29 protein-coding genes and 1 pseudogene are annotated in these 26,557 nt (G+C 61.3%); 16 read left to right on the top strand and 14 right to left on the bottom strand.

Translation table 11 applies throughout. The features are described from left to right. Positions 1 to 44: 44 nt before the first annotated feature. Together AC1RME_RS16655 and AC1RME_RS16650 are read right to left on the bottom strand one after the other, a co-directional pair. The gene (locus AC1RME_RS16655; RefSeq protein WP_096818213.1) at positions 45 to 1,469 is read right to left on the bottom strand and encodes an MFS transporter; all 1,425 of its coding nucleotides are present in this window, start codon (positions 1,467 to 1,469) and stop codon (positions 45 to 47) included. Between the two features lie 125 nt (positions 1,470 to 1,594). After that, positions 1,595 to 2,035 (bottom strand): PACE efflux transporter, encoded by a 441-nt coding sequence (locus AC1RME_RS16650; protein ID WP_096818211.1) that lies wholly within the window; start codon positions 2,033 to 2,035, stop codon positions 1,595 to 1,597. Between the two features lie 121 nt (positions 2,036 to 2,156). Between AC1RME_RS16650 and AC1RME_RS16645 the strand changes: the two genes are divergently transcribed. Continuing rightward, positions 2,157 to 3,029 (top strand): LysR family transcriptional regulator, encoded by an 873-nt coding sequence (locus AC1RME_RS16645; RefSeq protein ID WP_096818209.1) that lies wholly within the window; start codon positions 2,157 to 2,159, stop codon positions 3,027 to 3,029. 70 nt (positions 3,030 to 3,099) lie between these two features. Here the strand turns inward: AC1RME_RS16645 and gntR are convergent, their stop codons facing one another. Continuing rightward, positions 3,100 to 4,131, bottom strand: a complete 1,032-nt coding sequence (gene gntR, locus AC1RME_RS16640; RefSeq protein ID WP_096818207.1) for an HTH-type transcriptional regulator GntR — start codon at positions 4,129 to 4,131, stop codon at positions 3,100 to 3,102. A gap of 216 nt (positions 4,132 to 4,347) precedes the next feature. Here gntR and AC1RME_RS16635 point away from each other — a divergent pair, with 216 nt between their 5' ends. Both AC1RME_RS16635 and AC1RME_RS16630 read left to right on the top strand, forming a co-directional pair. After that, positions 4,348 to 4,881, top strand: a complete 534-nt coding sequence (locus AC1RME_RS16635) for a gluconokinase (RefSeq protein ID WP_007951121.1) — start codon at positions 4,348 to 4,350, stop codon at positions 4,879 to 4,881. 82 nt (positions 4,882 to 4,963) lie between these two features. Then, positions 4,964 to 6,316: a GntP family permease gene (locus AC1RME_RS16630; protein ID WP_096818205.1), complete on the top strand. Its 1,353-nt coding sequence runs from the start codon at positions 4,964 to 4,966 to the stop codon at positions 6,314 to 6,316. Between the two features lie 98 nt (positions 6,317 to 6,414). Here AC1RME_RS16630 and alaC read toward each other — a convergent pair whose 3' ends face one another. Further along, on the bottom strand, positions 6,415 to 7,626 hold the full coding sequence (alaC, locus tag AC1RME_RS16625; RefSeq protein ID WP_096818203.1) for an alanine transaminase: 1,212 nt from the start codon (positions 7,624 to 7,626) through the stop codon (positions 6,415 to 6,417). Between the two features lie 139 nt (positions 7,627 to 7,765). Between alaC and AC1RME_RS16620 the strand changes: the two genes are divergently transcribed. The 3 genes from AC1RME_RS16620 (at position 7,766) to AC1RME_RS16610 (ending at position 9,797) form a co-directional block, all read left to right on the top strand. Beyond that, the gene (locus AC1RME_RS16620; protein ID WP_096818201.1) at positions 7,766 to 8,428 is read left to right on the top strand and encodes a LysE family translocator; all 663 of its coding nucleotides are present in this window, start codon (positions 7,766 to 7,768) and stop codon (positions 8,426 to 8,428) included. 69 nt (positions 8,429 to 8,497) lie between these two features. After that, a complete protein-coding gene (locus AC1RME_RS16615) occupies positions 8,498 to 8,992 on the top strand; it encodes a GyrI-like domain-containing protein (RefSeq protein WP_096818199.1) in 495 nt (164 codons plus the stop codon). Between the two features lie 316 nt (positions 8,993 to 9,308). Then, a complete protein-coding gene (locus AC1RME_RS16610; protein ID WP_493091560.1) occupies positions 9,309 to 9,797 on the top strand; it encodes a GNAT family N-acetyltransferase in 489 nt (162 codons plus the stop codon). Between the two features lie 5 nt (positions 9,798 to 9,802). On the opposite strand, the gene AC1RME_RS16605 is transcribed toward AC1RME_RS16610, so the two are convergent. Together AC1RME_RS16605 and AC1RME_RS16600 are read right to left on the bottom strand one after the other, a co-directional pair. Further along, positions 9,803 to 10,408, bottom strand: coding sequence for a pyridoxamine 5'-phosphate oxidase family protein (locus AC1RME_RS16605; protein WP_096818195.1), 606 nt, complete (start codon positions 10,406 to 10,408; stop codon positions 9,803 to 9,805). A gap of 17 nt (positions 10,409 to 10,425) precedes the next feature. Then, positions 10,426 to 10,911 (bottom strand): GNAT family N-acetyltransferase, encoded by a 486-nt coding sequence (locus AC1RME_RS16600; RefSeq protein WP_096818193.1) that lies wholly within the window; start codon positions 10,909 to 10,911, stop codon positions 10,426 to 10,428. A 142-nt stretch (positions 10,912 to 11,053) separates the two neighbouring features. On the opposite strand from AC1RME_RS16600, the gene AC1RME_RS16595 reads away from it, so the two are divergent. From AC1RME_RS16595 to AC1RME_RS16585, 3 genes are read left to right on the top strand one after another with little or no spacing between them, the layout of a single operon-like run. After that, on the top strand, positions 11,054 to 11,479 hold the full coding sequence (locus AC1RME_RS16595; protein ID WP_096818191.1) for a YybH family protein: 426 nt from the start codon (positions 11,054 to 11,056) through the stop codon (positions 11,477 to 11,479). Positions 11,480 to 11,519: 40 nt separating this feature from the next. Then, positions 11,520 to 11,864, top strand: a complete 345-nt coding sequence (locus AC1RME_RS16590; protein WP_096818189.1) for a YciI family protein — start codon at positions 11,520 to 11,522, stop codon at positions 11,862 to 11,864. Further along, complete coding sequence (locus AC1RME_RS16585) at positions 11,857 to 13,101, top strand: RNA polymerase sigma factor (protein WP_096818186.1); 1,245 nt, start codon at positions 11,857 to 11,859, stop codon at positions 13,099 to 13,101. Before AC1RME_RS16590 ends, AC1RME_RS16585 begins: the two co-directional genes overlap by 8 nt. A gap of 11 nt (positions 13,102 to 13,112) precedes the next feature. Here the strand turns inward: AC1RME_RS16585 and AC1RME_RS16580 are convergent, their stop codons facing one another. Beyond that, a complete protein-coding gene (locus AC1RME_RS16580) occupies positions 13,113 to 13,838 on the bottom strand; it encodes an SDR family oxidoreductase (RefSeq protein ID WP_493091559.1) in 726 nt (241 codons plus the stop codon). 111 nt (positions 13,839 to 13,949) lie between these two features. Between AC1RME_RS16580 and AC1RME_RS16575 the strand changes: the two genes are divergently transcribed. After that, entirely contained in the window at positions 13,950 to 14,783 is an 834-nt protein-coding gene (locus AC1RME_RS16575) for a LysR family transcriptional regulator (RefSeq protein WP_096818182.1), read from the top strand. Between the two features lie 4 nt (positions 14,784 to 14,787). On the opposite strand, the gene AC1RME_RS16570 is transcribed toward AC1RME_RS16575, so the two are convergent. Further along, positions 14,788 to 15,642 carry a LysR family transcriptional regulator gene (locus AC1RME_RS16570; protein WP_096818180.1) on the bottom strand — a complete coding sequence of 285 codons (855 nt, stop codon included), beginning with the start codon at positions 15,640 to 15,642 and terminating at the stop codon, positions 14,788 to 14,790. Between the two features lie 88 nt (positions 15,643 to 15,730). On the opposite strand from AC1RME_RS16570, the gene AC1RME_RS16565 reads away from it, so the two are divergent. Beyond that, positions 15,731 to 16,168 carry a multidrug/biocide efflux PACE transporter gene (locus AC1RME_RS16565; protein WP_096818178.1) on the top strand — a complete coding sequence of 146 codons (438 nt, stop codon included), beginning with the start codon at positions 15,731 to 15,733 and terminating at the stop codon, positions 16,166 to 16,168. Positions 16,169 to 16,227: 59 nt separating this feature from the next. Here AC1RME_RS16565 and AC1RME_RS16560 read toward each other — a convergent pair whose 3' ends face one another. After that, positions 16,228 to 16,983: an SDR family NAD(P)-dependent oxidoreductase gene (locus AC1RME_RS16560; RefSeq protein ID WP_096818176.1), complete on the bottom strand. Its 756-nt coding sequence runs from the start codon at positions 16,981 to 16,983 to the stop codon at positions 16,228 to 16,230. A 120-nt stretch (positions 16,984 to 17,103) separates the two neighbouring features. Here AC1RME_RS16560 and AC1RME_RS16555 point away from each other — a divergent pair, with 120 nt between their 5' ends. Continuing rightward, the gene (locus AC1RME_RS16555; protein ID WP_096818174.1) at positions 17,104 to 18,000 is read left to right on the top strand and encodes a LysR family transcriptional regulator; all 897 of its coding nucleotides are present in this window, start codon (positions 17,104 to 17,106) and stop codon (positions 17,998 to 18,000) included. A 53-nt stretch (positions 18,001 to 18,053) separates the two neighbouring features. Here the strand turns inward: AC1RME_RS16555 and AC1RME_RS16550 are convergent, their stop codons facing one another. Together AC1RME_RS16550 and AC1RME_RS16545 are read right to left on the bottom strand one after the other, a co-directional pair. Further along, positions 18,054 to 19,667 carry an inorganic phosphate transporter gene (locus AC1RME_RS16550; protein ID WP_096818172.1) on the bottom strand — a complete coding sequence of 538 codons (1,614 nt, stop codon included), beginning with the start codon at positions 19,665 to 19,667 and terminating at the stop codon, positions 18,054 to 18,056. A 112-nt stretch (positions 19,668 to 19,779) separates the two neighbouring features. Further along, positions 19,780 to 20,802: a transporter gene (locus tag AC1RME_RS16545; RefSeq protein ID WP_096818170.1), complete on the bottom strand. Its 1,023-nt coding sequence runs from the start codon at positions 20,800 to 20,802 to the stop codon at positions 19,780 to 19,782. A gap of 276 nt (positions 20,803 to 21,078) precedes the next feature. Between AC1RME_RS16545 and AC1RME_RS16540 the strand changes: the two are divergent. From AC1RME_RS16540 to AC1RME_RS16530, 3 genes and pseudogenes are all read left to right on the top strand, one after another. Further along, positions 21,079 to 21,768 (top strand): annotated as a pseudogene (locus AC1RME_RS16540) (methyl-accepting chemotaxis protein); the annotation flags it as partial. Between the two features lie 165 nt (positions 21,769 to 21,933). Continuing rightward, positions 21,934 to 22,701 carry a methyl-accepting chemotaxis protein gene (locus AC1RME_RS16535; RefSeq protein WP_371859721.1) on the top strand — a complete coding sequence of 256 codons (768 nt, stop codon included), beginning with the start codon at positions 21,934 to 21,936 and terminating at the stop codon, positions 22,699 to 22,701. A gap of 112 nt (positions 22,702 to 22,813) precedes the next feature. Continuing rightward, positions 22,814 to 23,257: a hypothetical protein gene (locus AC1RME_RS16530; RefSeq protein ID WP_096818166.1), complete on the top strand. Its 444-nt coding sequence runs from the start codon at positions 22,814 to 22,816 to the stop codon at positions 23,255 to 23,257. 60 nt (positions 23,258 to 23,317) lie between these two features. Here the strand turns inward: AC1RME_RS16530 and AC1RME_RS16525 are convergent, their stop codons facing one another. Then, positions 23,318 to 23,623, bottom strand: coding sequence for a PepSY domain-containing protein (locus AC1RME_RS16525; protein ID WP_065259299.1), 306 nt, complete (start codon positions 23,621 to 23,623; stop codon positions 23,318 to 23,320). A gap of 154 nt (positions 23,624 to 23,777) precedes the next feature. On the opposite strand from AC1RME_RS16525, the gene AC1RME_RS16520 reads away from it, so the two are divergent. After that, positions 23,778 to 24,656 (top strand): sterol desaturase family protein, encoded by an 879-nt coding sequence (locus AC1RME_RS16520; RefSeq protein WP_096818164.1) that lies wholly within the window; start codon positions 23,778 to 23,780, stop codon positions 24,654 to 24,656. Position 24,657: 1 nt separating this feature from the next. Here the strand turns inward: AC1RME_RS16520 and AC1RME_RS16515 are convergent, their stop codons facing one another. After that, complete coding sequence (locus tag AC1RME_RS16515) at positions 24,658 to 25,341, bottom strand: helix-turn-helix transcriptional regulator (RefSeq protein WP_096818162.1); 684 nt, start codon at positions 25,339 to 25,341, stop codon at positions 24,658 to 24,660. Further along, positions 25,341 to 26,468, bottom strand: coding sequence for a glycerophosphodiester phosphodiesterase (locus AC1RME_RS16510; RefSeq protein ID WP_096818161.1), 1,128 nt, complete (start codon positions 26,466 to 26,468; stop codon positions 25,341 to 25,343). The genes AC1RME_RS16515 and AC1RME_RS16510 overlap by 1 nt, the downstream gene beginning before the upstream one ends. Positions 26,469 to 26,557 lie beyond the last annotated feature (89 nt).

The following is a 26,557-nucleotide window of genomic DNA, read 5'->3' as shown; positions in this document are numbered from 1 at the left end:
CGGTCATCCTTTGCCGTCCGGCGGCAGAAGATGACCGTTGCCCGTCAGCGATGGGCGATGTTTTCCAGCGCCAGGTTGCGGGTGCGGGGGCCGAAATAGCCGATGGTCAGCATCACGATCAACATGCTGACGACAATGAACGCCAGCACGCCCGGCGTGCCGAAGTGGTCGAGGAACAGACCGATCAACAGGCTGCTGAACACCGTCGACAAACGACTGAACGAGTAACAGAACCCCACCGCCCGGGCGCGGATGTTGGTGGGGAACAGTTCGCTCTGATAGGAGTGATAACTGAAGCTCAGCCAGGCGTTGCAGAAGGTGATCATCACCCCGCAGAAGATCAGGCCTAAGGCGCTGGTCTGCAACGCGAACAAGGTGCCGAAGGTCATGGCGCCCAAGGCTGAGCCGACGATCTGCCACTTGTTCTCGAAGCGGTTGGCGAATTTGACGAACAGCAACGGCCCGAGCGGGTAGGCGAGGGTGATGATGAACGCGTACATCAGGCTGTGAGTGACGCTGACGCCCTGACCGGAAAGCAGCGCCGGCAACCAGTTGCCGAAACCGAAGAAACCGATGGCCTGGAAGATGTGAAAGACGATCAGCATCAGTGCGCGGCGCCGGTACGGTGGTTGCCAAATGTCGGCGAAACGGCCCTTGCCTTCGACATCTACCGCTACCGCTTCCGGTGCGTCCAGTGGTTGGCGGTGATCCTTCTCGCAGCGCGCTTCGATGTCATCGAGAATCCGGTTCGCTTCATCGAAGCGACCATGCTGGGCCAGCCAGCGCGGCGACTCCGGCAGCCGTTTGCGCAGCCACCAGATGAACAGCGCAAACACCGCACTGGCCAGCACCACCCAACGCCAGCCGGACACCCCGAACGGCGCCTGCGGCACCAGCCACCAGGACATCAGCGCCACCGCCGGCACCGACAGGAACTGCACGAAAAACGCGAAGGCGAACGCCGAACTGCGCATGCGTTTGGGCACCAGTTCCGAGAGGTAGGCGTCGATGGTTACCAGCTCAATGCCGAGGCCGATGCCCACCAGAAAACGCATGCAGATGATCCCCAGCGCCGAACTCTGCACCCCCATAAGCACCGTGGCCACGGTGTACCAGACCAGCGCGAAGGTGAAGATCGCCCGCCGTCCGAAACGATCCGCCAACGGACTGAGCAGACTGGCGCCGAGAAACAGACCGAGGAACGTCGCCGAGGCGAACGCGGCCTGATCGGAGAAACCGAACACGCCCTGATTGCCGGTGGCGAAGATGCCGTCGCGGATCAGGCCGGGGCTGATGTAGGCGGTCTGGAACAGGTCGTAGAGTTCGAAGAAACCACCGATGGACAGCAGCGCCACCAGCCGCCAGATCGTGGCGACTGCCGGAAGACGGTCGATGCGGGCGGAAACCTGTGCGGCGCGTATCGGGTCGATGCCATCGCTTTGCGCGGCGGCGGGGGCGTGTGCAGTCATGGGCCGATCCATTTTTTTATGATGGAAAAGCTTAGCCTGCTATCGGAAATCAAGGATTGTTTATATCGGCGCTTGGTACGGGAAAACCGCCGATTTCTTGCAATATCCGCTTACCAATTAGCGATTCATGCTGCGGGCACGGGATCCGGCAGCGCCGAGGCCGGCAAACCGAACACCTTATCGAACAGCCAGTTGAAGGCGAAGGTGTAGCAAGGGATGAACACGATCAGCGCCAGATCCAGCAGGAAGGCCTGCACCAGGCTGATGTTCATCCACCAGGCGATCAGCGGAATCAGGAACACGATCAGCGTCAATTGAAAGCCGACCGCGTGGGCGATACGGCGTTTGACTGTGCGGGTACGCGACACCTGACGGCTTTCCCAGTGCTCGAACAGCGAGGTGTAGATGAAGTTCCAGGTCACGGCGATGGTGGTGATGATCACCGCCAGCGGGCCGGTGCTGCCGGGCGAGGTGCCGGACAACAGGGCCAGGCCGAGGGCCGAGAAGGTCATGCCGATCACTTCATAGAGCGACACATAGACCAGTTTGCGTTTGACGCCTTGCATGGGGAATTGCCTCTTTCTTGCGACTGGTGGCCAGCGGGGCTGGCGAAGGCGACGAAAGATAGCTTCAATGGCGATGACAGAAAAAGTCAGTAGCTTTCAGTTTTATTGATAGGTAGATGATGTGAATTTCAACAGCGAAAGCATCGAGCTGTTTCTCGCAGTGATTGAGCGCGGCTCGTTTTCCGCCGCAGCCAGGGCATTGGGCAAAGTCCCGTCGGCGGTGAGCATGGCCATCGGCAATCTGGAGGCCGAACTCGGCTACCCGCTGTTTGATCGCAGTCACCGCGAACCGCAACCCACGGCGATGGCGCTGTCGCTGGTGCCTCATGCGCGACTGATCGCCGATCAGCTCAAGCAATTGCAGGTGCATGCGGTGCAGTTGTCGCTGGGGCTGGAGAGCAAGTTGTCGATTGGCGTGGCGGCGGATATCGACCGGCGACGTTTGCTGGCGGCGATCAAGGACATCAGTGAGCGCCACCCGCTGCTCGACATCGAAGTGCTGAGCGCGCCGCAGGATGACGTGCTGGCGATGCTTCACAGTGGCCGGGTCAGCGTGTGCCTGGCGTTCGCCGGGTTGAGCGTGAACGTGCTGGAGCGCTTTCAGTTTGTCGGCAGTGAACGGATGATCGCCACGCTGGCGGCGGACAGTCCGCTGTTGCAGGGGCAGGATCTGTTTCTCGAAGATCTGGTGCATGTGCGGCAGATCGTCGTTGGCAGTCGCGACTTGCCGATCAGCGAAACCCGGCCACTGGTGGCCGAATCCCACTGGCGCACCGACAGCCTGGAGACGGCGCTGGAGATGGTCGAGGCGGGGTTGGGCTGGGGTAATTTCCCGTTGTCGGTGGTGCAGCCGTGGCTCGATTCGGGGCGATTGAAACGGCTGAACTTCCGCAACATCGAGAACGGTCTGGTGCTGCCGGTGCACGCGGTGTGGCTCAAGAGCCAGCCGTTGCAGAAGGGCGCGGCGGCATTGGTTGAAATACTCGGCCGGTGATCGTTCCCACGCTCTGCGTGGGAACGCAGCCCGGGATGCTCCGCGTCCCTTCCAGAGCCGAACGCGGAGGTCAGGTGCTTTCGCGGATCTTCAGTTCGAAGCCCATGTCCTCGACCGGTCGCGCCACGCTGTTGCCGGCCATCAGGGTCAGCATCTGTTCCGCCGCACGCCGGCCGATGGCCTCACGCGGGGTGTTGATGCTGCTCAGGCGCGGCACCATATGCTCGGACATCGGCAGGTCGTTGAAGCCGAGGATCGCCACTTGCTCGGGGATCTTGATCCCGTTGCGCAGGGCCTCGAGCAGGGCGCCCTGAGCCAGGTCGTCGTTGCCGAAGAAGATCGCATCGACGTCCGGATGCGCCGCCAGCAGTTGCAGGAACAACTCGCCACCCAGGCCCACGGACGAAGAACGCGGGGTCAGCACTTCCAGATCCGGGTCGTAGCGACCGGCCTTCTGCAACGCTTTGCGAAAACCTTCACCGCGCAGCAGGGTGCGTTGATCGAGCTGCGCGCCGATGTACGCCAGACGCTTGCGGCCACGGGACAGCAAATGTTCGGCGGCGGTTTCCCCGGCGCTGAGCTGGGAGAAGCCGACGCAGTTCACTCCGGCGGCGCTGTCCAGTTCCATCATGTACACGCAGGGAATGTTGCTGGCCTCGATCATCCGCCGCGATGTTTCGGTGCGGTCGAAACCGGTCAGCAGCAAACCCCGTGGCTGATAAGCCATGTAGTTGCGCAGCAGGTTTTCTTCTTCATCGCGGGAATAGTGGAAGTTGCCGATCAGCACTTCGAAGCCTTTGGGCGTGAGCACCCGATGAATGGCTTCCAGGGTGTCGATGAACAACAGGTTGGCCAAAGAAGGCACCAGGACCACCACCGAATGGCTCTGGGCCGAGGCCAGGGCGCGGGCGGCGGGGTTGACCACGTAGTTGAGTTCCAGCGCGGCTTTCTGGACTTTTTCCACCAGTTCGGTGGCGACGGTGCTGACCCCGCGCAAGGCGCGAGAAGCTGTAATCGGACTGACGCCGGCCAGCCGGGCGACTTCATTGAGGGTGGGACGGCCGGTGGTGCGGGTGTTTTTATCGTTTTTAGGGGTGGTCATCGGGCGGCTTGCCAAACAAAAATCAAGGCACTAAGGTAGCGCTGTCCTTATGCAGCTGCAAATGCGTAAGCGAGGTCCTGCCTGATCCTCGCTTTTTGGCGTTGGGACCCAACCTGCTGCAACCCAAAAAAACGACAAGAAGGCGTCGGCAATTTCTGCCTGTGCACTAGAGTCATAGTTAGCAAAGGTAGCGCTGTCTGCGCGCTGAGGTGTTTCATGAATCATCCCATCACCGCCCTGGTCATCATGGGCGTTGCCGGTTGCGGCAAGACGTGCGTCAGCGAGGCCCTGTGCCAATTGAGCGGCGCCACTGCCATTGAAGGCGATACTTTCCATCCGGCCGCGAACATCGAAAAGATGAGCGCGGGGATCCCCCTGAACGACGAAGACCGTGCCGGCTGGCTCGACAGCCTGTGCGATGAGCTGCGTCGCGTCGATGCCCTGGGCGAACGCCCGGTGCTGACCTGCTCGGCCCTCAAGCACATTTACCGCGAACGTCTGCGCAGCGCCTTGCCGGGCCTGGGCTTCGTGTTCCTCGAATTGACGCCTGAAGTTGCCGCCGAACGTGTGTCCCATCGTCCGGGCCACTTCATGCCGGCCACCTTGATCGAAAGCCAGTTCGCCACCCTCGAATCACCCAAGGGCGAGCCGTTGACCCTGGCCCTGAATGCTTCGATCCACAGCGTTGAAGAACTGGCGTCGCAAGCCCACGTCTGGTGGCAAGCTCATGGCCTGAAACAGGCGGTATGAGCGTGTTTGCGAAGATAGCGCTGTCCTTTCGACTTCTGATTAACCCGCTTTAATAACAACAACAAACCAGGAGACACCCCCAATGTTTGGCATGTCCCATGACGCCTACCTGCTGCTTGATGCAGTGGTCACGGTGATCGGGCTTATCGTCCTGATCACCAAGTTCAAGCTCCATCCCTTCATTGCCCTGACCATCGCCGCCGCGTTCCTCGGCCTGACGTCCGGCATGCCGATCGGCACCATCATCAAGGCGTTCCAGGACGGCTTCGGTGGCGTGCTCGGTTTCGTCGGCATCATCCTCGCGCTGGGCACCATGCTCGGCAAAATGATGGCCGAATCCGGCGGTGCCGATCAGATCGCCCAGACCCTGATTCGCGCGTTCGGCAAAGAGCGCGTGCAGTGGGCAATGATGTTCGCCGCGTTCCTGGTGGGCATTCCGCTGTTCTTCGAAATCGGCTTCGTGCTGCTGATTCCGCTGGTGTTCATCGTCGCTCGCCGCACCGGCGTGTCGATCATCAAGATCGGTATCCCGCTGCTCGCCGGCCTGTCCGCCGTGCACGGTCTGGTGCCGCCGCACCCGGGCCCGCTGCTGGCCATCGGCGTGTTCGGTGCTGACATCGGCAAGACCATTCTCTACGGTCTGATCGTCGCGCTGCCGACCGCCATCATTGCCGGTCCGATCTTCGGTACGTTCATCGCCAAGCACATCCCGGGTCATCCGAACCAGGAACTGGTCGATCAACTGGCCCGTGAAACCGATTCGGCCAAGCTGCCAAGCTTCGGCATCACCCTGGTCACCGTGCTGCTGCCGGTGTTCCTGATGCTGCTGAAAACCTTCGCTGATGTGGCGTTGCCGGACGGTCATTTCTTCCGCACCTGGATGGACATGATCGGTCACCCGATCTCGGCGCTGTTGCTGGCCTTGCTGCTGTCGCTGTACACCTTCGGCGCCAAGCAGGGCATCGGTTCTCAGCAGATGCTCAAATGGCTGGATGCGAGCCTGGCGCCAACCGCCGCGATCATCCTGATCATCGGTGCCGGTGGTGGCTTCAAGCAGATGCTGGTGACCAGCGGTGTGGGCGACGTGATCGGCCACATGGCGGTCAGCGCGCAGATCTCGCCGATCCTGCTGGCGTGGCTGGTGGCGGCGGTGATCCGCATCGCGACCGGTTCGGCCACTGTGGCGACCATTACTGGCGCGGGCATTGTGGTGCCGGTAGTGGGGATGATCCCGGGCGTGAACCGTGAGTTGCTGGTGCTGGCCACCGGTGCCGGTTCCTTGATCCTGTCCCACGTCAACGACGCCGGTTTCTGGCTGGTGAAGCAGTACTTCAACATGACCGTGGCGGAAACCTTCAAGACCTGGACCGCGATGGAAACCATCCTGTCGGTGGTTGCGCTGGGCTTTATCCTGCTGCTGTCGCTGTTCGTTTAACCTCGAACGCCAGACACAAAAAAACCGCAGCGATGCGGTTTTTTTGTGTCTGGCGGATCGTTCCCACGCTCTGCGTGGGAACGATCATGTGTCCTGTATCAGGATTTGGTCACCAGGCCATCCGCCCGGAACATCCCGCGAATCCCGCGTACGGCCTGACGAATCCGGTCCTGGTTCTCGATCAGCGCGAAACGCACGTGATCGTCGCCGTATTCACCAAAGCCGACGCCTGGCGAGACGCAGACCTTGGCCTCGGCCAGCAGCTTCTTGGCGAATTCCAGCGAGCCGAGGTGCGCGTAGGCGTCGGGAATCTTCGCCCAGACGTACATCGAGGCTTTCGGGTTTTCGACCATCCAGCCCAGTTCATGCAGGCCCTTGACCAGCACGTTGCGGCGCTGGCGATACTGCTCGGCGATGTCGCGCACGCATTGCTGATCGCCTTCCAGCGCAGCAATCGCGGCCACCTGCAGCGGGGTGAAAGTGCCGTAGTCGTGGTAGCTCTTGATCCGCGCCAGGGCGTTGACCAGCTCCGGGTTGCCGACCATGAAACCGATGCGCCAGCCCGCCATGTTGTAGCTCTTGGACAGGGTGAAAAACTCCACCGCGATGTCCTTGGCGCCCGGCACCTGCATGATCGACGGGGCTTTCCAGCCGTCGTAGACGATGTCGGCGTAGGCCAGGTCGTGCACCACCAGCACGTCGTACTGTTTGGCGAGGGCGATCACCCGTTCGAAGAAATCCAGCTCCACGCACTGCGCGGTAGGGTTGGACGGGAAGCCGAGGATCATCATCTTCGGTTTCGGGATCGAGCCACGAATCGCCCGTTCCAGCTCGTCGAAGAAGTCCACGCCCGGCACCAGCGGCACCGACCGCACCTGGGCGCCGGCAATCACGGCACCGTAGATGTGAATCGGGTAGCTCGGGTTCGGCACCAGCACGGTGTCGCCCTGATCCAGGGTCGCCAGCATCAGGTGAGCCAGGCCTTCCTTGGAACCGATGGTGACGATGGCTTCGCTTTCCGGGTCGATATCGACCTCGTAGCGTTCCTTGTACCAGTTGGAAATCGCCCGACGCAGGCGCGGAATGCCTTTGGACGTGGAGTAACCGTGGGTGTCTTCGCGTTGTGCAACCTGCACCAGTTTTTCAACGATGTGCGGCGGCGTGGCGCCGTCGGGGTTGCCCATGCTCAAGTCGATGATGTCTTCGCCACGACGTCGGGCGGCCATCTTCAGCTCGGCAGTGATGTTGAAAACGTAAGGGGGGAGTCGATCTATGCGCGCAAAGCGGCGCGGCGAACCTTGTTCAGCCATTGTTGCCTCGGATAACGTAAGCGCCCGGAACCGTCCGAGCGACGCTGGTCACTGCGGTGACCTGTGGCGGAAGATAAGGGCAGCGATGGCAGACTGTCCAGCGTGCACGACAACAATTTTTTCCCAAGGAAAACGGTTAATGGAATTCACCAGCGGCTTCTTGCTGAGCCTTTCGCTGTGCCTGGACATCGGCGTGGCCAACATCGCGATGATCACCCTGGCCATGCAGCGCGGCTATTTTCAGGGCTTCGCGCTGGGCCTCGGCACCTGCGTCGGCGACCTGATTTACGCCGTTCTTGCCCTGGCCGGGATGACCGTTCTGCTGCAATACGAAACCGTGCGCTGGGTGTTGTGGATCGGCGGTTCGGCGCTGTTGATCTACTTCGCGGCGAAGATGATCTATTCGGCGATCCACCACGAAGCGCTCTTGGCGGAGACGGCGGAAGTCGGCCAGAACTCCCATCGCAAGGAATTCTTCCGTGGGATTTTTCTCGCCATGTCGTCGCCGAGCGCCATCCTCTGGTTCGCGGCGGTGGGTGGCACGTTGATCGCCCGTTCCGGTGGCGGCGGTCCGCTCAGTTCGGCGCTGTTCCTCGGCGGCTTCCTGTGTGCCGGGCTGTTGTGGTCGGCGGGACTGTGCTTCGCCGCGAGCCACGGCGGCAAACTGCTGGGTGACAAACTGCTGCGCTATTCCTACATGGCATCGGCGGCGATCTTCTGCTATTTCGCGGTCTACGTGATCGTATCCGGTTATAACGAGTTCGTTGGGTCCGGTGCCGTCGAGGCCCTGCACACGCTGTAAATGTGCGAATCGGGTTTGGCTTCTATACTCCCAGCCGAACCCACTTTTTTCGTTCCAAGGAGTCGAGTCATGGATGAGCAAAAACGCGTCGAAGTGGCTGAACCTCGCTTCGAACATGGACACTTCCTGCTGATTGCAGGTTTTCGCGATCGTTTCACCAAAGAGACCGTCCAGGACATCCCCGCGCTGTGGGAAAAACTGATCCCGCACATCGGAAATATTCCGGGTCAGAAGGGCGAAGTGACCTACGGCGTTTGCAGCAATTTCGACGGCAACGGCGGTTTCGATTACATGGCCGGGGTCGAAATCCGCAAGCTGGATGACTTCCCGCAGGAAAAGTATCCGTGGATCGAAATCCTGCCTCGCCAGTACGCGGTGTTCGAGCACAAGGGTTCGCTGGATCTTCTGCCACAGACCATTGAGTACATCTACAAGACCTGGCTGCCGGCCTCCGAATACAAGGGCCTCAACGCCCCGGAGCTGGAACGCTACAGCGCCGATTTCAATCCGAAAACCAATACCGGCAAGCTGGAAATCTGCGTCCCGGTGGAAAAGAAAACCTGATGAACGACCGGCAGCGCGAATCCGCTTCGCGCTGCCGATCAAGCCTTACTTGCCCTTGATCCGTCGTGCCCGCAACAGGTCGATACCCAGGGTGATGAAGCCGAAAAAGCTGATACCCAACACCATCAACAAACCGATTTCCATGCTGCTCATAAACTGTTCCCCTTCGGGTGATCAGAGACAGTGGTCAGGAATAGACCGTCCCGAATCCGAAGAAAAGCGCTTATACGCAGGCTTTACGCCGCCCATGCGGATCGATATGAACACCTTATTCCTTTATCCTTGGCGGCCCTGTTTCCACTGATTTCGAGCCGCCATGAACACCGTCATCCGCCACGTCGCCGCCGCCGACCTGGATCGCTGCTACGCCATCGAAACCCTCGCCTACGAGGGCGACGAAGCCGCGACCCGCGAGAAGATCGCCACGCGTATCGCCACCTGGCCGGACGGTTTCATCGTCGCCGAGGTGGACGGGCAAGTGGCCGGCTTCATCAACTCCGGCGCGGCGTTCGAGGTGCAGATGTCCGACGAGGCGTTCAAGGAACTGATCGGCCACGATCCGGCGGGGCCGAACGTGGTGATCATGTCGGTGGTGGTGCACCCGGACTATCAAGGCCTGGGCCTGGCCAAGCGTCTGCTGGGCGAATTCATCGAGCGCATGCGCGCTCAGGGCAAGGCGACGATTCACCTGATGTGCAAGGATCGGCACATCCCGCTGTACGCCGGATTCGGTTTTGCCTACATCAAACCGTCCGAGTCCGACCACGGCGGGATGGCGTGGCACGAGATGATCCTGACCCTCTAAAGACTTCAGTAGAGCGTTTCACGCACCCGCGCCGGGGCCTCTCGGTCATAGGCCTCGGCATCGAACTGACCTTCGTTCAGACGCTTGTGAAACGTGCCTGCCGTTGGCAGCGCCGAGCGCGGCAAGTGGGTTTGCGGATTCCACGCGTCCGAACGCACGAACGCTTTCGAGCAATGAAAGAACGCCGCCTCCACCGTCACCAGCAACACCGTGCGCGCCGGTTTGCCGTTGACCGCGAAGCTTTCCAGTAACTCCGGATCAGCGCTGATGGTCGCCGTGCCATTGACCCGCAACGTCTCGCCAATCCCCGGAATGATGAACAGCAACGACACTCGTGGATCGTGCAGCACGTTGCGCAAGGTATCGATGCGGTTGTTGCCCGGGCGATCCGGCAGGGCCAGGGTGCGCTCGTCGATAATCCGCACAAACCCCGGCGCATCGCCGCGCGGAGAACTGTCGATGCCGTCGGCACCGACCGAACTGACAATCACCAGCGGCGAAACCCGGACCATCGCCTGATAGTCCTCGTTGAGAAAACCGATCTGCTTGCGCACCGCCCGCTCGTGGGGCAATCCGTAAATAGCTTCCAGTGCTTCGATTGAATCGATCATCGTTGCTCCCTCGACGATTAAAAGAACAGGCCCATGCGCCGCTCGTAACCGATGCGCCCCTTGTACGCTTCGCCGCTGTCGACGAAACCGTACTTGGCATACAGCGCAATCGCAGCATCGTTGTCAGCGTCCACCGACAGTTCCAGCCCTTTGATTTCCGGCCAGGCCTGGCGCGCAACCTCCGGCAACGCCAGCAGGCAGGCCTTGCCATAACCCTTGCCCTGGGCCCGGTGATCGACCTGCAACGCATGCAAGGTTGCGCTGTGCTCATCGGCCCATTCCGGCAACACCGGCGGGCGCTTGAGCAGCAGGAATGCCACAGGTACGTCTTCGGCCAGCAGCGCAAAACCTTTCACGCCGGGGCCGGGTTTCGACAGCAGCGTGTGCAGGGCGCCGTGGATGTCGCCGGAGAACTTGATCTGCTCGGCGTGGATTTCAATTGCCTCGACCTGTTGGCGTTGGGTGGCGTTCAGGTTTTCGTAAGGCACGAGTCGGGCTGACACGGGAATTTCCTTTTTCCTACAAAGATGAGCCTCGGATTCTAGCGATTTTGCGTTCTCTGGAATTTTTTTGTTTCAGCTGTCGATCCGGCCAATCGCCAAGCGACTAAGTGTGTCTTCACAACAAAAACCAGGGAGAAACCCCATGAGTACGCAAGCGCAGATTCAAGCCGTGATCGACACCTACCGTCAGGCCGTCATGACCAAGGACGTGGAAAAGGTCATGACCCTGTACGCCGACGACATACTTTCTTTCGATGCGATCAAGGCCCTGCAATTCAAGGGCAAGGAGGCCTACCGCGCCCACTGGGTGGCCTGCATGGAAATGTGCCCCGGCCCGCACATTTTCGAATTCCATGAAATCGCCATCGAGATCGGGGACAACATCGCCTTCGCCCACTGGGTCGCCAATTGCGGCGGCACCAATGAAAAAGGCGAAACCCAGAGTTGCTGGATGCGCGCGACCGCCTGCTATCGGCTGGTCGACGGGGCGTGGAAAATCGCCCACGAACACTGGTCGGCGCCGTTCGATCCGATGACTGGCTCGACACTGTTTGATGTGAAACCCTGATCTTCAGCCATAGTTGATCCGTCCGATTCAGGAGAACGCCATGAAGTATTTATGCCTGGTCTACAGCGATGAGCGCCTGCTGCATTCGTCGCCCGACAGCCCGGAAGACGCCGAATGCTGGGCCTACGCCGAGTCGATCCAGAGCAGCGGCCGGATGGTCGCCGCCGAAGCGCTGGAGTCGGTGCAGACCGCCACCACGGTGCGCATGCGCAACGGCAAGTTGTCGATCACCGACGGCCCGTTCGCCGAGACCAAGGAGCAACTGGCCGGTTTCTACCTGATCGACGCGCGGGACCTCAACGAAGCGATCCAGGTCGCCGGCAACATTCCGGCGGCCCGGGTCGGCAGTGTCGAAGTGCGTCCCGTGCGGCAGTTGAATGTCTGAGGTCGCGGCTCGGGTCGCGCAGGTCTATCGCGAAGACTCGCGGCGGATCCTCGCGACCCTGATCCGTCTGCTCGGCGATTTCGACCTCGCCGAAGAAGCCTTGCACGAGGCGTTCTTCGTCGCGGTCGAGCGTTGGCAGCGCGACGGCGTGCCGGACAATCCGCGGGCGTGGCTGGTGTCCACCGGGCGCTTCAAGGCGATTGATGTGTTGCGTCGGCGCGCACGGTTCAAGGCGTCGCAGCCGTTGTTGCTGGCGCAACTGGAAGAGCTGGAACAGTCCGAATGGGACGTTGAAGACGTGGAAGACGATCGCCTGCGCCTGATCTTCACCTGCTGCCACCCGGCACTGGCGGCGGACGCGCAAGTGCCGCTGACCCTGCGCGAAGTCTGCGATCTCACCACCGAGGAAATCGCCCGCGCATTTCTCTCGGCCCCGGCGGCGATTGCCCAGCGCATCGTGCGCGCCAAGGCGAAGATTCGCGATGCGAAAATCCCTTATCAAGTCCCGAGCCTGAGCGAGTTGCCCGAGCGCCTCGACAGTGTGCTGCGGGTGATTTACCTGGTGTTCAACGAGGGTTATTCGGCGTCCGGCGGCGCCCAGGTGACCCGCGAGGATTTGACCCGTGAGGCGATTCGTCTGGGGCGTCTGCTGCTGGAGTTATTGCCGGATGCGGAAGTCATGGGCTTGCTGGCACTGATGCTGTTGCATGAGTCGCGGCGTTCGGCGCGGTCGACGCCAAGCGGTGAGCTGATTCTGCTGGACGATCAGGATCGCGGATTGTGGAACACCGAACTGATTGCCGAAGGCTGCGATCTGGTGGAGCGGGCGCTGACCACCGGGCGCTTCGGGCCGTATTGCCTGCAAGCGGCGATTGCGGCGGTGCATGCCGAAGCGCCGACGGCGGGGGAGACGGATTGGGAACAGATTGTCGGGCTGTATGACGTTTTGTTGCGGGCGGTGCCGTCGCCGGTGATCGAGTTGAACCGGGCGGTGGCGGTGGCCAAGCGTGACGGGGCGCTGGCCGGGTTGACCTTGATCGAGGGGATTCTTGACCGTGGGGAGCTACAGGATTACCACCTGGCGCATTCGGCACGGGCGGAGTTTTGTCGGCAGTTGGGGCGGGTTGAAGAGGCGCGGGCGGCTTATTCGCGGGCGCTGGCGTTGACGCGGCAGGAGCCGGAGCGGCGGTTTATCGAGGGACGATTGCGCGAGCTGACGCTGCGCAATCCCCTTTAGTAAACGTCGAGTCAGGCTTGCTGGCGGGTAGCAGCCATCACAATCTCGCGAATACAAACCCCCTGCGGCTGCCCATACGCATAAGCAATCGCCGTCGCCACATCCTCGGCACTCAGCACCGTCCCACCCATGTCCTGCTTCCAAGCCTGATACCCGGTCTTGATCGCCTCATCCGTGGTGTGGCTCAACAACTCGGTCTCCACCGCACCCGGCGCAATAGTGGTCACGCGCACGTTATGCGGCGACAGCTCTTCACGCAGGTTTTCCGACAACCCGTGCACCGCAAACTTGGTGCCGACGTACGCCACATGGTTCGGGAACGTCTTGCGCCCGGCCACCGAGCTGACGTTGATGATGGTGCCGTGCTTGCGCTCGATCATCCCGGCGACCACCGCGTGCACGCCGTTAAGCAAGCCTTTCACGTTGACGTCGAGCATCTGGTCCCACTGCGCCGGGTCCTGTTTGCTCATCTCGCCCAGCAGCATCACCCCGGCGTTGTTGATCAGCGCATCGGTCGGGCCGAATTGGGCTTCGGCCTCGGCAACGGCGGCCAGCAACGCGGCGCGGTCGGTGATGTCGACGCGGCGGCTGAGGGTGTTCGGCAGTGCCAGCGCTTCGAGGCGTTCGATACGCCGCGCCAGCAACAGCAGGGGGTGACCGGCAGCGCTCAAGCTCCGTGCGGTGGCTTCGCCGATGCCCGAGCTGGCGCCGGTGATGATGATCAATGGCTTGCCCATGGTTGAACTCCTGAGATAAGAAAAACAAATAACCAGATTCGAAGCGCAGTATATTTAGCCCGCTGGAGGCTGAAAAATGCCTTATTCCTCTGTCTGCTATCGGAATTTCCTATGGATGTCCGCCATCTCAAAGCCTTCCTCGCGGTGTTCGAGGAACGCAACATCACTGCCGCCGCACAACGGCTGTTCATCAGCCAGCCCACGCTGTCGGTGACCATCAAACAGCTGGAAGAAGAACTCGGCGCGACGCTGTTCGTGCGTCAGCCCCGTGGTGTGGAAGTCAGTGCCGAAGCGCGGCTGCTGTATCCGCAGGCGCGACGGATGGTGGCCGAATCCGAGGCCTTGAGCCGGATGTTTCGCGGCAGCGAAAACCGCGCGCCGCTGACCCTCGGCATCGAGGGTGACATCGCCGCCAGTCACATCGAAGCCTTTGTGCGCATGGCCCATCAGGCGTTGCCCAATCTGCTGCTGACCCTGGAAGAAGGCTGTCACGGCGATGGTCGGCTGGCGGTCGAGGAAATGTGCTGCGAGGACGAACTGTTTCTGCCGCTGTGGGAAGAGTCTTACGTGATGGCGCTGCCACTCGACCATCCGATGGCCAACGCGCAGGCAGGCTGGGCGCCGATCGAGGATTGGATCACCTGCCCGCAACATCCGTCCCATCAGCGGTTGATGGCGCTTTACGGACGCTCGCCGGAAGCGGTGGCGGGGCACGCCGGTTCACTGCAACAGGCGTTGCACATGGTGGCGGCGGGTGTCGGCGTGGCGATGTTGCCGCAGTCGCTGGTGAGCGGGCATGAACGCATCGTCGTACGTGCGCTGCACCTGCCGGCGCCGACCCGGCGGGTGGGGTTGTGCTACGCGGCGCAGGCGCTGGAATTGCCGGCAATGCGCGGGTTGCATGAGTACTTCCAACACAATCGGCCGCCGGCGATTGCCGCTTGAATCGTCACTCGAGCATCTTGCTCAGCAACCAGCTCCCTGCCGGCCCCGGCGGGTACAGCCGCGACCACAGCGCATCGACGAACACCGGTTTCGGCCAGCCGCGCACCTTCAGCTCAACCAGCAGATCGTTACCGAAACGCTCCACCAGCCAGCGCGGCAGCGGTGCCCAGCCGAAGCCCTTTTCGGCCATCTCCAGCAGCATCAGATAACTCGGCGCCGACCACACCCGGCCTTTGCCGCGACTGTCATAGGGATTGACGATGGTGGCCAGGCGCAGCTCGCGATGCTGTTCAAGGACTGTTTGATCGATGGATTCCTGCGTCGCCAACGGATGATTACGGCCGACGAACAGGGCGATTTCAGTGCGTTCGGTGACGGTCGAGGTCGCCAGGTCCGGCGGGTAGTTGTCCTGCATCTCGGCGAATGCCAGGTGCGCCCGACCGCGTTGCACCAGTTCGATCAGGTCATCGCACTCGGCGATCAGGCATTCCAGCTCCAGATCCGGATAGCGCTGCTCGAAGCCCACCAGTGCCGCCTCGAAACGGTCGGATTGATAGGTATCGGAAATCGCCACCGTGAGTTTCGGCTCGACGCCCTGGGCCAATTGCCGGGCGGTCATTTCCAGGCGGCTGGTGGCCGACAGAATCGCCTCGGCCCGTTGCAGCATCACGTGGCCGGCCGGGGTCAGGGCCGGTTTGCGGCTGCTGCGGTCGAACAAGATCAAGTCCAGATCGATCTCAAGACTGGCCACCGCCGCACTCACCGTCGACTGACTGCGCCCGAGTTTGCGCGCCGCTGCCGAAAAAGAGCCTTGAGTGGCGGCCTGGACAAACGCGAGCAACACTTCCTGAGAGGCCATGAACTATCGCCTTGATCGATGGTTATTGGTTATGAAGTATCGGTTGGGTGCTGGATCATGGCAACCATCTTCACAGAGGAACTCGGCCATGACTGCCAACAAATCCATCACTGAACGTATCTTCCAGGCCATCGGTTTCGAACTGCTGGCAATCCTGATCTGTACTCCATTGCTGGCGTGGATCATGGGCAAACCGCTGGTCGAAATGGGCGCCGTCACCATGGCCATCGCGTTGCTGGCCCTGGGCTGGAACGTGGTGTTCAACGGCTTCTTCGACCGCCTGCTCAAACGCTGGAACATCGCCCACAACGCCTGGGTACGGGTGGCGCACGCGCTGCTGTTCGAGGGCGGGTTGATCGTGATGGGCGTGCCGCTGATTGCCTGGTGGCTGTCGGTCAGCCTGTGGCAGGCGTTCCTGCTCGACATTGGCGTGCTGCTGTTCTTCCTGCCGTACACCTACGTCTATCATTGGGGTTATGACGTGGTGCGCGAGCGGCTGGTGATGCGCAGCGTCTGCCAGAACTGAAAACAAAAATCGCAGCCTGCGAGGGCTGCGATTTTTTTTGTCCGGGATTTTTGCCGGGTTTAGAGAAACATCCCGCCCGACGCTTCAATCCGCTGACCGTTGATCCACTGCGCGCCCGGCGACAGCAGCAGCGCCAGTGCACCGCCAATGTCATCCGGCTGCCCGGCACGGCCCAGCGCGGTGTTGCTGGCGACCATCGCGTTCAGCGCCGAATTGTCGCGCACCGCACCACCGCCGAAGTCGGTTTCGATGGCACCCGGTGCGAGGATATTCACGGCAATCTGCCGCGCACCCAGCTCCTTGGCCTGATAACGGGTCAGCACTTCCATCGCACCTTTCATCGCCGCGTAGGCGGCATAACCCGGCAGGGTGAAACGGGCCAGACCGCTGGAGATGTTGATGATCCGCCCGCCATCGTTGATCAGCGGCAGCAGTTGCTGAGTCAGGAAGAACGGCCCTTTCAACTGCACGTTCATCAGCAGGTCGAACTGCTCCGGCGTGGTTTCGGCGAAGGACGCATGCACACCAATCCCGGCGTTGTTGATCAGGAAATCGAAGCGCGACTGACCAAGCTGTTGCAGTGCTTGCCCGACCCGCACGGCGAAATCGGCAAAGCCTTCGCTGCGGCCGACATCCAGTTGCAGCATCACGGCGTTGGCGCCGAGTGTTTTCAGTTCCTCGACCAGCGATTGCGCTTCATCGGCGCGGCTGTTGTAGGTGCCGATGATGTCCACGCCTTGCGCGGCGAGGTGCAGGGCGGCGTTCTTGCCGAGGCCACGGCTGGCACCGGTGATCAATGCGATTTTGCGATTCATGGGTCTTCCTCGAGGGCAGTGACGGTTGATGGGGCCCAGTTTATTTATCCGCCGTGAGGTGATAAACAGACTGAAACCGGAATCACTGGTCGGTATGTACGAACAATCAAAAGGTGGCCCATGAACAAACTGGAACTGCTGCGCACCTTCGTCCGGGTCAGCGAATTGTCGAGTTTTACGATGGCGGGGGAGAGTCTGGGGCTGCCGCGCTCGACGGTGTCCGAGCAGGTGCAGGCGCTGGAAACCCTGCTCGGCACGCGTCTGCTGCAACGCACCACGCGCAAGGTCCAGGCGACTCAGGACGGCCTTGCGTTGTATGAGCGCAGCAAGGATCTGCTGTCGCACATGGACGAAATCGAGAACCTGTTCCGTCAGGACGAAGCGTCGCTGACCGGGCGGATCCGGGTCGATATGCCGAACATTCTGTCGCGGCGGCTGATCATGCCGAAGTTGCCCGAATTCATTGCGCGCCATCCGAACCTGGAACTGGAAATTAGCAGCACCGATCGCCGGGTCGACCTGCTCGCCGAAGGCTTCGATTGCGTGGTGCGCATCGGCGCGCAGCCCGATCAGTCGGTGGTGGCGCGGCATCTGGGGGACTTCAGCATGATCAACTGCGCCAGCCCCGCGTATCTCGAGCGCTACGGCGTGCCGCAGACGCTGGAGGATCTGGCGCAGCATCGGCTGGTGCACTACGTCGGTGTGCTGGGTTCGCGTTCGGAAGGGTTTGTCTATGAGCAGGACGGGCAGATCTACCGCTTGCCGATGGCGGGCAGTGTGACGGTCAACAGCACCGATGCCTACGAGTCGGCGTGCCTTGGGGGATTCGGTCTGATCCAGGTGCCGCGTACCGGCATGAACACCTATCTGGACACCGGTGAGGTGGTGACCGTGTTGCCGCAATACACCGCGCCGGCGATGGGCATTTCACTGCTGTACGCCCGGCAGCGGCACTTGCCGTTGCGGGTGCGGGTGTTCATGGACTGGCTGGGGGAATTGATTCGTTCGACGCTCTGATTCCTGCCGCAAATCCCTGTGGGAGCAAAGGCTCTCACAGGGATTCCGGTTGATCAGAAGATTTGGGTAAACAACCAATACAGGCTGCCCGACAGCAGAATCGCCGCCGGCAAGGTCAGCACCCACGCCATCAGCAGATTGCGGATGGTCTTCATCTGCAGGCCGCCACCATTGGCGACCATGGTCCCGGCCACGCCCGAGGACAACACATGGGTGGTCGACACCGGCAAGCCGAACATGTCGGCGGCGCCGATGGTCAGCATCGCCACGGTTTCAGCCGAGGCGCCCTGGGCGTAGGTCAGGTGGGTCTTGCCGATCTTCTCGCCGACCGTGACCACGATCCGCTTCCAACCGACCATGGTGCCCAGCCCCAATGCAATCGCCACGGCGATTTTCACCCACAGCGGGATGAACCGGGTGGCGTTGTCGATCTGCTGCTTGAACAGTTGCAGTTTGTTGGTGGTGTCGGCGTCGAAGGTGCCGACCTTGTTCTTGTCCATCAGGCGAATGGTTTCGCTGGCCAGGTACATGTCGTTACGCACGTTGCCCATGGCCTCGGCCGGGACTTTCGACAGCGAACCGTAGCCTTTGACTTCTTCACCGATATGACCGGTCAGCGCGGCGAGGGCCGGGACCAGTTGCGGCGTGGCCTGCTTGCTGCGCACGTAATCCGAGAGCACCGGACGCGGATCGGCCGGAGCCGGCAGCGGTGCGCTTTTTACCAGCGCCTGTTGGGTGACTTCAGCCACGGCGGCGAACTGCAACGCCTGATCCGCCGGCATGGTGCGGTTCAGCGCATAAGCCATCGGCAGGGTGCCAACGAGGATCAGCATGATCAGGCCCATGCCTTTCTGGCCGTCGTTGGAACCGTGAGCGAACGACACGCCGGTGCAAGTCAGGATCAGCAGACCGCGAATCCACCACGGCGGCGGGGTGTTGCCTTCCGGGGCCTTGTACAGCGAGCGGTTCTTCACGAACGCGCGCAATGCCAGCAGCAACAGCGCCGCGCAACCGAAACCCACCAGCGGCGACAGCAGCAGTGCGTAACCGATCTTGGTGGCCTGGGCCCAGTCCACACCGCTGGTACCGTCGCGACCGTGCATCAGGGCATTCGCCACGCCAACGCCGATGATCGAACCGATCAGCGTGTGCGACGACGAGGCCGGCAGGCCCAGCCACCAGGTGCCTAGGTTCCACAGGATCGCGGCGATCAGCAGGGCGAAGATCATCGCGAAACCGGCGGACGAGCCGACTTGCAGAATCAGCTCGACCGGCAGCAGGGCGATGATGCCGAACGCCACCGCGCCACTCGAAAGCAACACGCCGAGGAAGTTGAAGAAACCCGACCACACCACGGCCACATTCGGTGGCAGCGAGTGGGTGTAGATCACCGTGGCCACGGCGTTGGCGGTGTCGTGGAAACCGTTGACGAACTCGAAACCCAGCGCAATCAACAGCGCCACGCCGAGCAGCAGGAACGGGGTCCAGGTGGTGACCACCGTGCCGAGTTCGTGCATGTCGTGCATCAGGCTGTAGGCCGTGAACAGCATCCCCATGGCCAGTACGGCGAAGAACACCACGTAAGTGAAGGGGCCGGTTTTCTTATCGAGCGCCGGCCTGCCGCTGGGGGCGGAGGCCGGGCTGGCGGTCAGGGAGGGAGTAGCCATGGGAGGACAATCCTGAGCGGGGGAAGGAGTGTTGCCCATGATCGTTGCTAAATATTACAGAGAGACTGCGGCAGATCAGTGTTTGGCGGATTAGCCGCGCCGCTGGTCTTGCTTAATAGTCACCACGCTTGCGAAACGCCCAGCGCCCGGCAATCACGGTAAACGTCACCACCAGCGCCACCAGAATCCAGAACCCTTCCGGATCAGTGGCCAGCGGCACACCGCCGACGTTCATGCCGAAGAAACCGGCAATGATGTTGATCGGCAGCGCCAGCACCGTCACCACGGTCAGGGTGAACAGCGTGCGGTTGCTCTGCTCGTTGAGGTTGGCGGCGATCTCTTCCTGCAACAGCTTGATCCGCTCACCGAGGGCCGTGAGGTCGTTGATGATCAGCGCGAACTCCTCGGTGGACTTGCGCAGCTCCTTCACGTCTTCCTTCTGCAACCAGGGTGGCGGCCGATTGAGCAGGCGCAGCAGCGAACCCGGCTCCAGCGCCAGCAGTCGTTGCAGGCGCACCAGCACCCGACGGTTGGCGCCGAGTTCGGCGCGGTTGGTCGACAGTCGCGAGGACAGCAACTCGTCCTCGACCTGATCGACGCTCATGCTGGTCTTGCGCACGATCTGGGTCAGCACTTCGCCCTGGTCGCGCAGCAAGTGCACGAGCAATTCCGACGGTGAGCGAAAGCACTCGCCGGCCTTCACCGACGAACGCAGCTTGTCCACCGAGTGCAGCGGTTGCAGGCGCGCACTGACGATCAGTTTGCTGCGCACGCAGACCCACAGCGTCGACACGTCCGACGACACCATGCTGCTGAGGTTGAACACCACGTCGTTGACCACCGCCAGCAACGCCGAATCGACATGCTCGATACGGGTCGAGCGCGAGCCTTCATGCAGCGCTTCGAAAAACTCTTCGGGTAATTGCAGATGACTTTTCATCCAGCGCTCGCACGCGGCGTGCGCCAGGTTCAGGTGCAGCCAGAGAAACTCATCGCTATCGCTGTCGTCTTGCAGGCAGCGCAGGGCAGTCGCCGAGTCGACTTCGCGACCACGCTCGCCGGGGCGGAAACGGAAACCGTAGAGCAAGCCGAACAGGTCTGGATCGCGATGGCTGATATCGAGGCTGTGGTTCATGAAGTCTCGCTGGGAGGAGGGCGTCTGTCGCGGGATTTGCAGATTCACCTGAGCCGCATCATTGCAATGCAGTGTGACGTTTTGGTGACAGCTAAATGACGCCAGAATCAATGCCTTACCGGCGGTCGGATTTTTCTCAAGAAGCCCTCTGGCACGCCGATCACGCATGAGTTAGGTTGCGCGCCTTCGGCCAAGAGCCAAGGTTCGCCGACACGGATGTCCGGCCACAATTCACGTCTTACCGGACGTGCCTCATCCCTGTCATGAGTACCTGCGATGTTGCAAAAATCCCTGAGAGCGCAAATTCTCGCCCTGCTGAGTGGCAGTCTGTTGGCGATGCTGTTGATCGCGCTGGCCTGCTTTCATTTCCTGTCCAACGGCGTGCAGAACTACAGCCAGTTGATTGCCGGCCCCTTGCACACGTCGCAACTGATCGACGAAGCCAACCTGCAATTCAAGGTGCAGGTGCAGGAGTGGAAAAACGTCCTGCTGCGCGGCAAACAACCGGCAGACCTGGCCAAGTACTGGGGCCAGTTCGAAGATCGCCAGCGCGATGTGCAGAACATCCTCGGTGAGCTGGCCAATCAGAAAGGCCTCGAGCCTTCGTTGAAAACCCGCATCGAACGTCTGCGTGAAGAACACCGTCTGCTCGGCGCCGCCTACCAGAAAGGTCGCGATGCCTATGTAGCCGCCGGTGCCGATCCGACCGCGGGCGACACCGCCGTCAAAGGCGTCGACCGCGCCGCCAGCGACCAGATGAGCGAACTGGTGGGCGAACTGCGCAAGCAGGGCACCGAACAGTCGACGCTGATCAGTGCCAGTGCTGATCGCACCGTGTTGCTGGGGATTCTGGTGATGCTCGCATCCGGCCTGTTGATCGGTTTGCTGAGCCTGTGGCTGGTCAACCGCAACCTGGTCGAGCCGATCCGCAAACTCATCGACTACGTCACCCAGTTGAGCAAGGGCCGTCTGGTCGAGCGTGTGTCCAGCAGCCGTCAGGACGAGTTGGGCAACCTGGCCGCCGCCGCCAACACCCTGCGCGACTTCCTCGCTGAAACCTTCAACCACCTGCAGCGCAGCGCCAAGGATCTGGACAGCGCCAGCGGCGAGTTGAACGCCATCGCCACCGTGATGGCCGGCGGCACCAACGAGCAGTTCAACCGCACCGATCAGGTGGCCACGGCGATGAACGAAATGTCCGCCACCGCCCAGGAAGTCGCCCGTCATGCGGCCGACGCGGCGCGTGCTGCCGACGATGCCGACCAGTCCGCCCAGCAGGGTGAAAAGGTCATGCAGAGCACCATCCACAGCATCACCCAGATGCGCGGCGAAATCGCCAACACCGCCACGGTCATCCGTCGTCTGGAAGCCGACAGCGGTCGCATCGGCAAGGTGCTGGAAGTGATTCGCGGGATCGCCGAGCAGACCAACCTGCTGGCGCTCAACGCCGCCATCGAAGCGGCCCGTGCCGGTGAAGCCGGGCGTGGTTTTGCGGTGGTCGCCGATGAGGTGCGTAACCTCGCGCAGCGTACGGCGGAGTCGATCATCGAGATCAACCAGATCATCCAGAGCGTGCAGACCGGCGCGGTGGATGCAGCCCACGCCATCGACAGCGGCCAGACCCGCAGCGATGAAAGCGTCGAGCAAGTGACCCAGGCCGGCGCCATGCTCGAGCGCATCACCCACGCGGTGGAAGCGATTCGCGACATGAACCGCCAGATCGCCACGGCGGCCGAAGAGCAAACGTCGGTGGCCGAAGACATCTCGCGCAACCTGACCGAGATCACGTCGATTGCCAGCACCAACCTCGACAACGTGCAGCGCACCGAAAGCGCCAGTCAGAACCTGCACGGCCTGTCCGGCCAACTGAACGACGTCACCGCTCGCCTGAGCGTCTGACCCGCCAGTGACTGTGTACCGGCCCGGTTACCGAGTCGGTACACAGTCGATCTCAATTCGTGCAGGCCGCCGCCGATGGCCGGTTATTCATAACCGTCATTGGAGATTTCCCATGGTCAGCATCACGTCTGTTTCGATCAATCAGACCGTCACCACACCCACCAGCAAAACCTCGATTGCCGACACGGGCGACGACACCTCGACCACAGCAGCGGCCAGTACCGGTGTGAAGGCCGACACCAGCAAAGTGGCGGCGGGCGGTGGTGCTGCACCGTCGGGTGACAGCAGCTCCAGCAGCGATGAATCGGATACGGTGAAAGAACTGCGCAAGCAGATTGCCGAGCTGCAAAAGCAATTGCAGGAACAACAGCAAGCACTGCAAGCGGCTCAGGCCAAACAGGAAAGTCAGGATGCCAAGGCGGCGGATGTTGCGGCTGCGCAATCGCAGATCGCGACGACTTCGGCTTCGTTGCAGACGGCGACGGCGGCGTTGTTGGCGGCGTTGCAGCAATCTGATTCGAGTACGTCGGGTTCGCTGGTCAGTACCTCGGCATAACTTTCGGACACAAAAAAGCCGCACGATCCGAAAATCGTGCGGCTTTGTCTTGCGGTGCAATCAGTGATCTTGCTTGTTGCTCAGGACCTTGCCGGTTGCCGCATCCAGATCCACGTCCCATTCTTTGCCATCGGCAGTACGCAGCTCGACTTCGTACTCATAGCCGTTGAAATGGTTGTCCAGGTCGGTGTCGACGATGGTCGCGCCCGGGTGCAGGGCCAGGGCAATCTTGTTCAATTCTTCCAGTGGCTTGATCTTGCCGGACTTGACCAGCTCAGGGATCTGATCGACGCGAACGTCAGCCTGGGCCAGGCCAGCGGTGAGGGTCAGGGCGGCAGCGGTAAACAGGGCAGTCAAGGTTTTCATCGGTTATTCCTTTGGGTGATTCGTTCAAGTGAGTTCAGGTTAGCCACCGCAACTTAATTCACCCTTAAAAAAACGCCGTGGGTGTTTGCGTCGTTTGTTCAATCGCCGTTCGCGGGTAACTTTCATGCTCTGCCTTCGATTAATGGAGGTGGACATGAAACGCATTTTTTCGTGGTTGTATGCGCCGTTGTTCTGGCTTGGATTCATCGGCGGCGGGATTGGGTTGGCGGGGCATTCGCTACTGTGGTTGTTGCCGTTGTTTGCTGTGGCGTTGGCGGTGTCGTTCGCGGCCGAATGGCTGCTGCCTTATGAAATGAACTGGAACCGCCCGACCGGCGATCGCCGTCGCGACATGCTCCACGCGTTGATCAACGAAGCGTTGAACTCCCTCGGCCTGCTGGCATTGCCGGGGCTGGTGACGCTGATTGCGATTGACGGTGCTTGGCCGTCGAGCTGGCCACTGTGGCTACAAGTCGGCCTGGCGATTTTCATTGCCGATGCGGGCGTGAGCCTGATGCACTACGCCAGCCATCGCGTGCCGTGGATGTGGCGGCTGCACGCGATTCATCACAGCGTCGAACGGCTCTACGGGTTCAACGGTTTGATGAAACATCCGCTGCATCAATTGCTGGAGGCGACGGCGGGGCTGCTGCCGTTGCTGGTGCTGGGTATTCCGTCCGAGGTCGCGGTGTTGTTGGCATTCGCCATTGCAATCCAGCTGGTGCTGCAGCATTCGAACGTCGACATGCGCGTTGGCCCGCTGCGCTGGATCTTCGCCTGGGCGCCGCTGCACCGTTTTCATCACATGAAGTACGGGCGCGCCGGTGACGTCAATTTCGGGCTGTTCTTTACCCTCTGGGACTGGCTGCTGGGCACCGGTTTTTACACGGAGAATTACCGGATCGGCGCGGGCGATCTGGGCATCGGCAGTCGTCCGGATTTTCCACGGGACTATATGGCGCAGTTGTTCGATCCGTTCGAACCGGCAACGCTGGGCAAGGAACCGAAAGTGCCGGAGGGCTTGAGACGTTGAGTCAGTCCAGCAGACGCAATTCGATGTGTTGCAACGCCTGGCGGGCGGTGACACCGAAAAGTTTTTTCAGGCTGCGGGAGAAGTGCGCGGAGTCGGCAAACCCGGCGGTGTGGGCTGCGTTGGTCACCGGGCTGCCGGCGATTATTAAAGCCATCGCCAGTCGCAATCGTCGCCACAACACCTGTCGCCGCACGGGCAGGCCGACCTGGCTGACGAACAACCGTTGCAACTGGCTCATGGATACGTGGGCGGAATCCGCCACGGCGCTGGCGGCAACTTTGCTCGACAGCGAAGCATCGACAGTGGCGAGGGCTCGTTCGATTCGCGGATCGCTCAGCTCGCGGCGCGGGCATTGGCCAATGGCGTGATCCAGTGCCGCCAGCGACAACTCACTGTCGAACAGCGTATCGCCCAGCGCTTGAGCCTCAAACCGCAACGGTTCGGCATACACGGTGAACACGGGATCCGGCGCTTCGACAATCGCATGACGAGTCTGCGAGGCAATCAGCAGGCGGGAAGTGGTGACGGGTGTGCCCTCGACCAGAACAGTCAACGGCCGGTCAGGCGCAAGAATCAGTTGGTGAGCGTAGTGGGAGTGGGGCGCAGTGCGCCCCGACATCCCGTGGATCAGGCCATAGTCGTGCCCCAGCCAGAGGCGGCCTGTCCACGGGGTGTCCGGTTGCATCAGAAACCGTTGTTCTTCAACACCTGATCCACACTGGCGGCGGCCGGGCGTTTGTAGAACTTCAGCAGTTCGCTGGCACGGTTGGTGAAGATGCCGTCGACGCCGGCAGCCATGACTTTCTCGTAGTCCACCGGCTCATCGACGGTGTAGACGTGCACCAGCATGCCCTTGTCGTGGGTGTATTTATTCATCCATGGCTGAACCAGATCCGAATAGCTCTGATCGCCGCCGTGGGTCAGCTTGGCCGAAGGACCGGTGCCGATGGCACCCTGAGCCTTGGCGTAGTCGACCCATTGCTTGAATTCAGCTTCGGATTTCGGCTCTTGTTTGCCGTAGAACGTGTTCTTGTCCTTCTCGCCGGAGTCGGCAAAAGTCACTTTGGATTTCGGCTCGATGCTGCCTTCGCCAACCCACAGCAACAGAATCTTCGGCACCTGCGGCATTTCCTTTTGCAGCAGTTCGAGGCTGTTCTTCTCGAAGGTTTGCAGGATCACTTTACCGTTGCCCGCGCCGACGCTGGTGGCGTCTTTTGGCTGTTTGGCGCCGGCCGGGATCAGCAGGCCGCGAGCCTGGAGTTTTTCCTTCAGGTCGTGCTCGATGCCGGGGAACAGTTGTGGCTCCTTGGTCTCGATGTACAGGCCCGGCTTGTGCTGCGGGTTGGCCTGGGCGATGTCGATGATTTCGTCCAGGGTCAGAATCTTCAGGCCGGCGTAGGACGGACGCGCACGATCCGGGTAGGCCTTGTTGTACCAGCTGCCGGCATCCAGGGTTTTCAGTTCGGCCATGGTGAAGGCGTTGGCCGGGCTGTCCTTGCGGTCCGGGAACTTGCTGGCGACGTCGGTGGTGCGTTGCAGGTTGTTGTCGTGCAGGGCGAACAGCACGCCGTCCTTGCTGCGCTGCAGGTCCATTTCCAGGTAATCGGCACCGAGGTCACGGGCCAGTTTGTAGGAGGCTGCGGTGGATTCCGGTGCATCGAAGGAGGCGCCACGGTGGGCGATCACCGCCGGGTGCGGAATGCCCTCGGAGGCAGCGAGCGCAACCGGGTTTGGCTGGCTGGCAGCATGGGCCTGACCGAGGCCGAGCATCAGGCTCAGCAGCAGAGCACTTTTGGTAAACGTGGCGGGCATGTCGAGGTCCTTTCGCAGGTATTTTCGAAGATGTCCCTTTTAGCAACTCAAACGAAAACGTGCTATCGCAAGACCGACATAAACGTACT

It is taken from the genome of Pseudomonas sp. GW822-FHT03F08 (assembly GCF_058801265.1).
The sequence above is the reverse complement of the archived record's forward strand: the minus strand, read 5'-3'. Positions and strand labels throughout refer to the sequence as shown.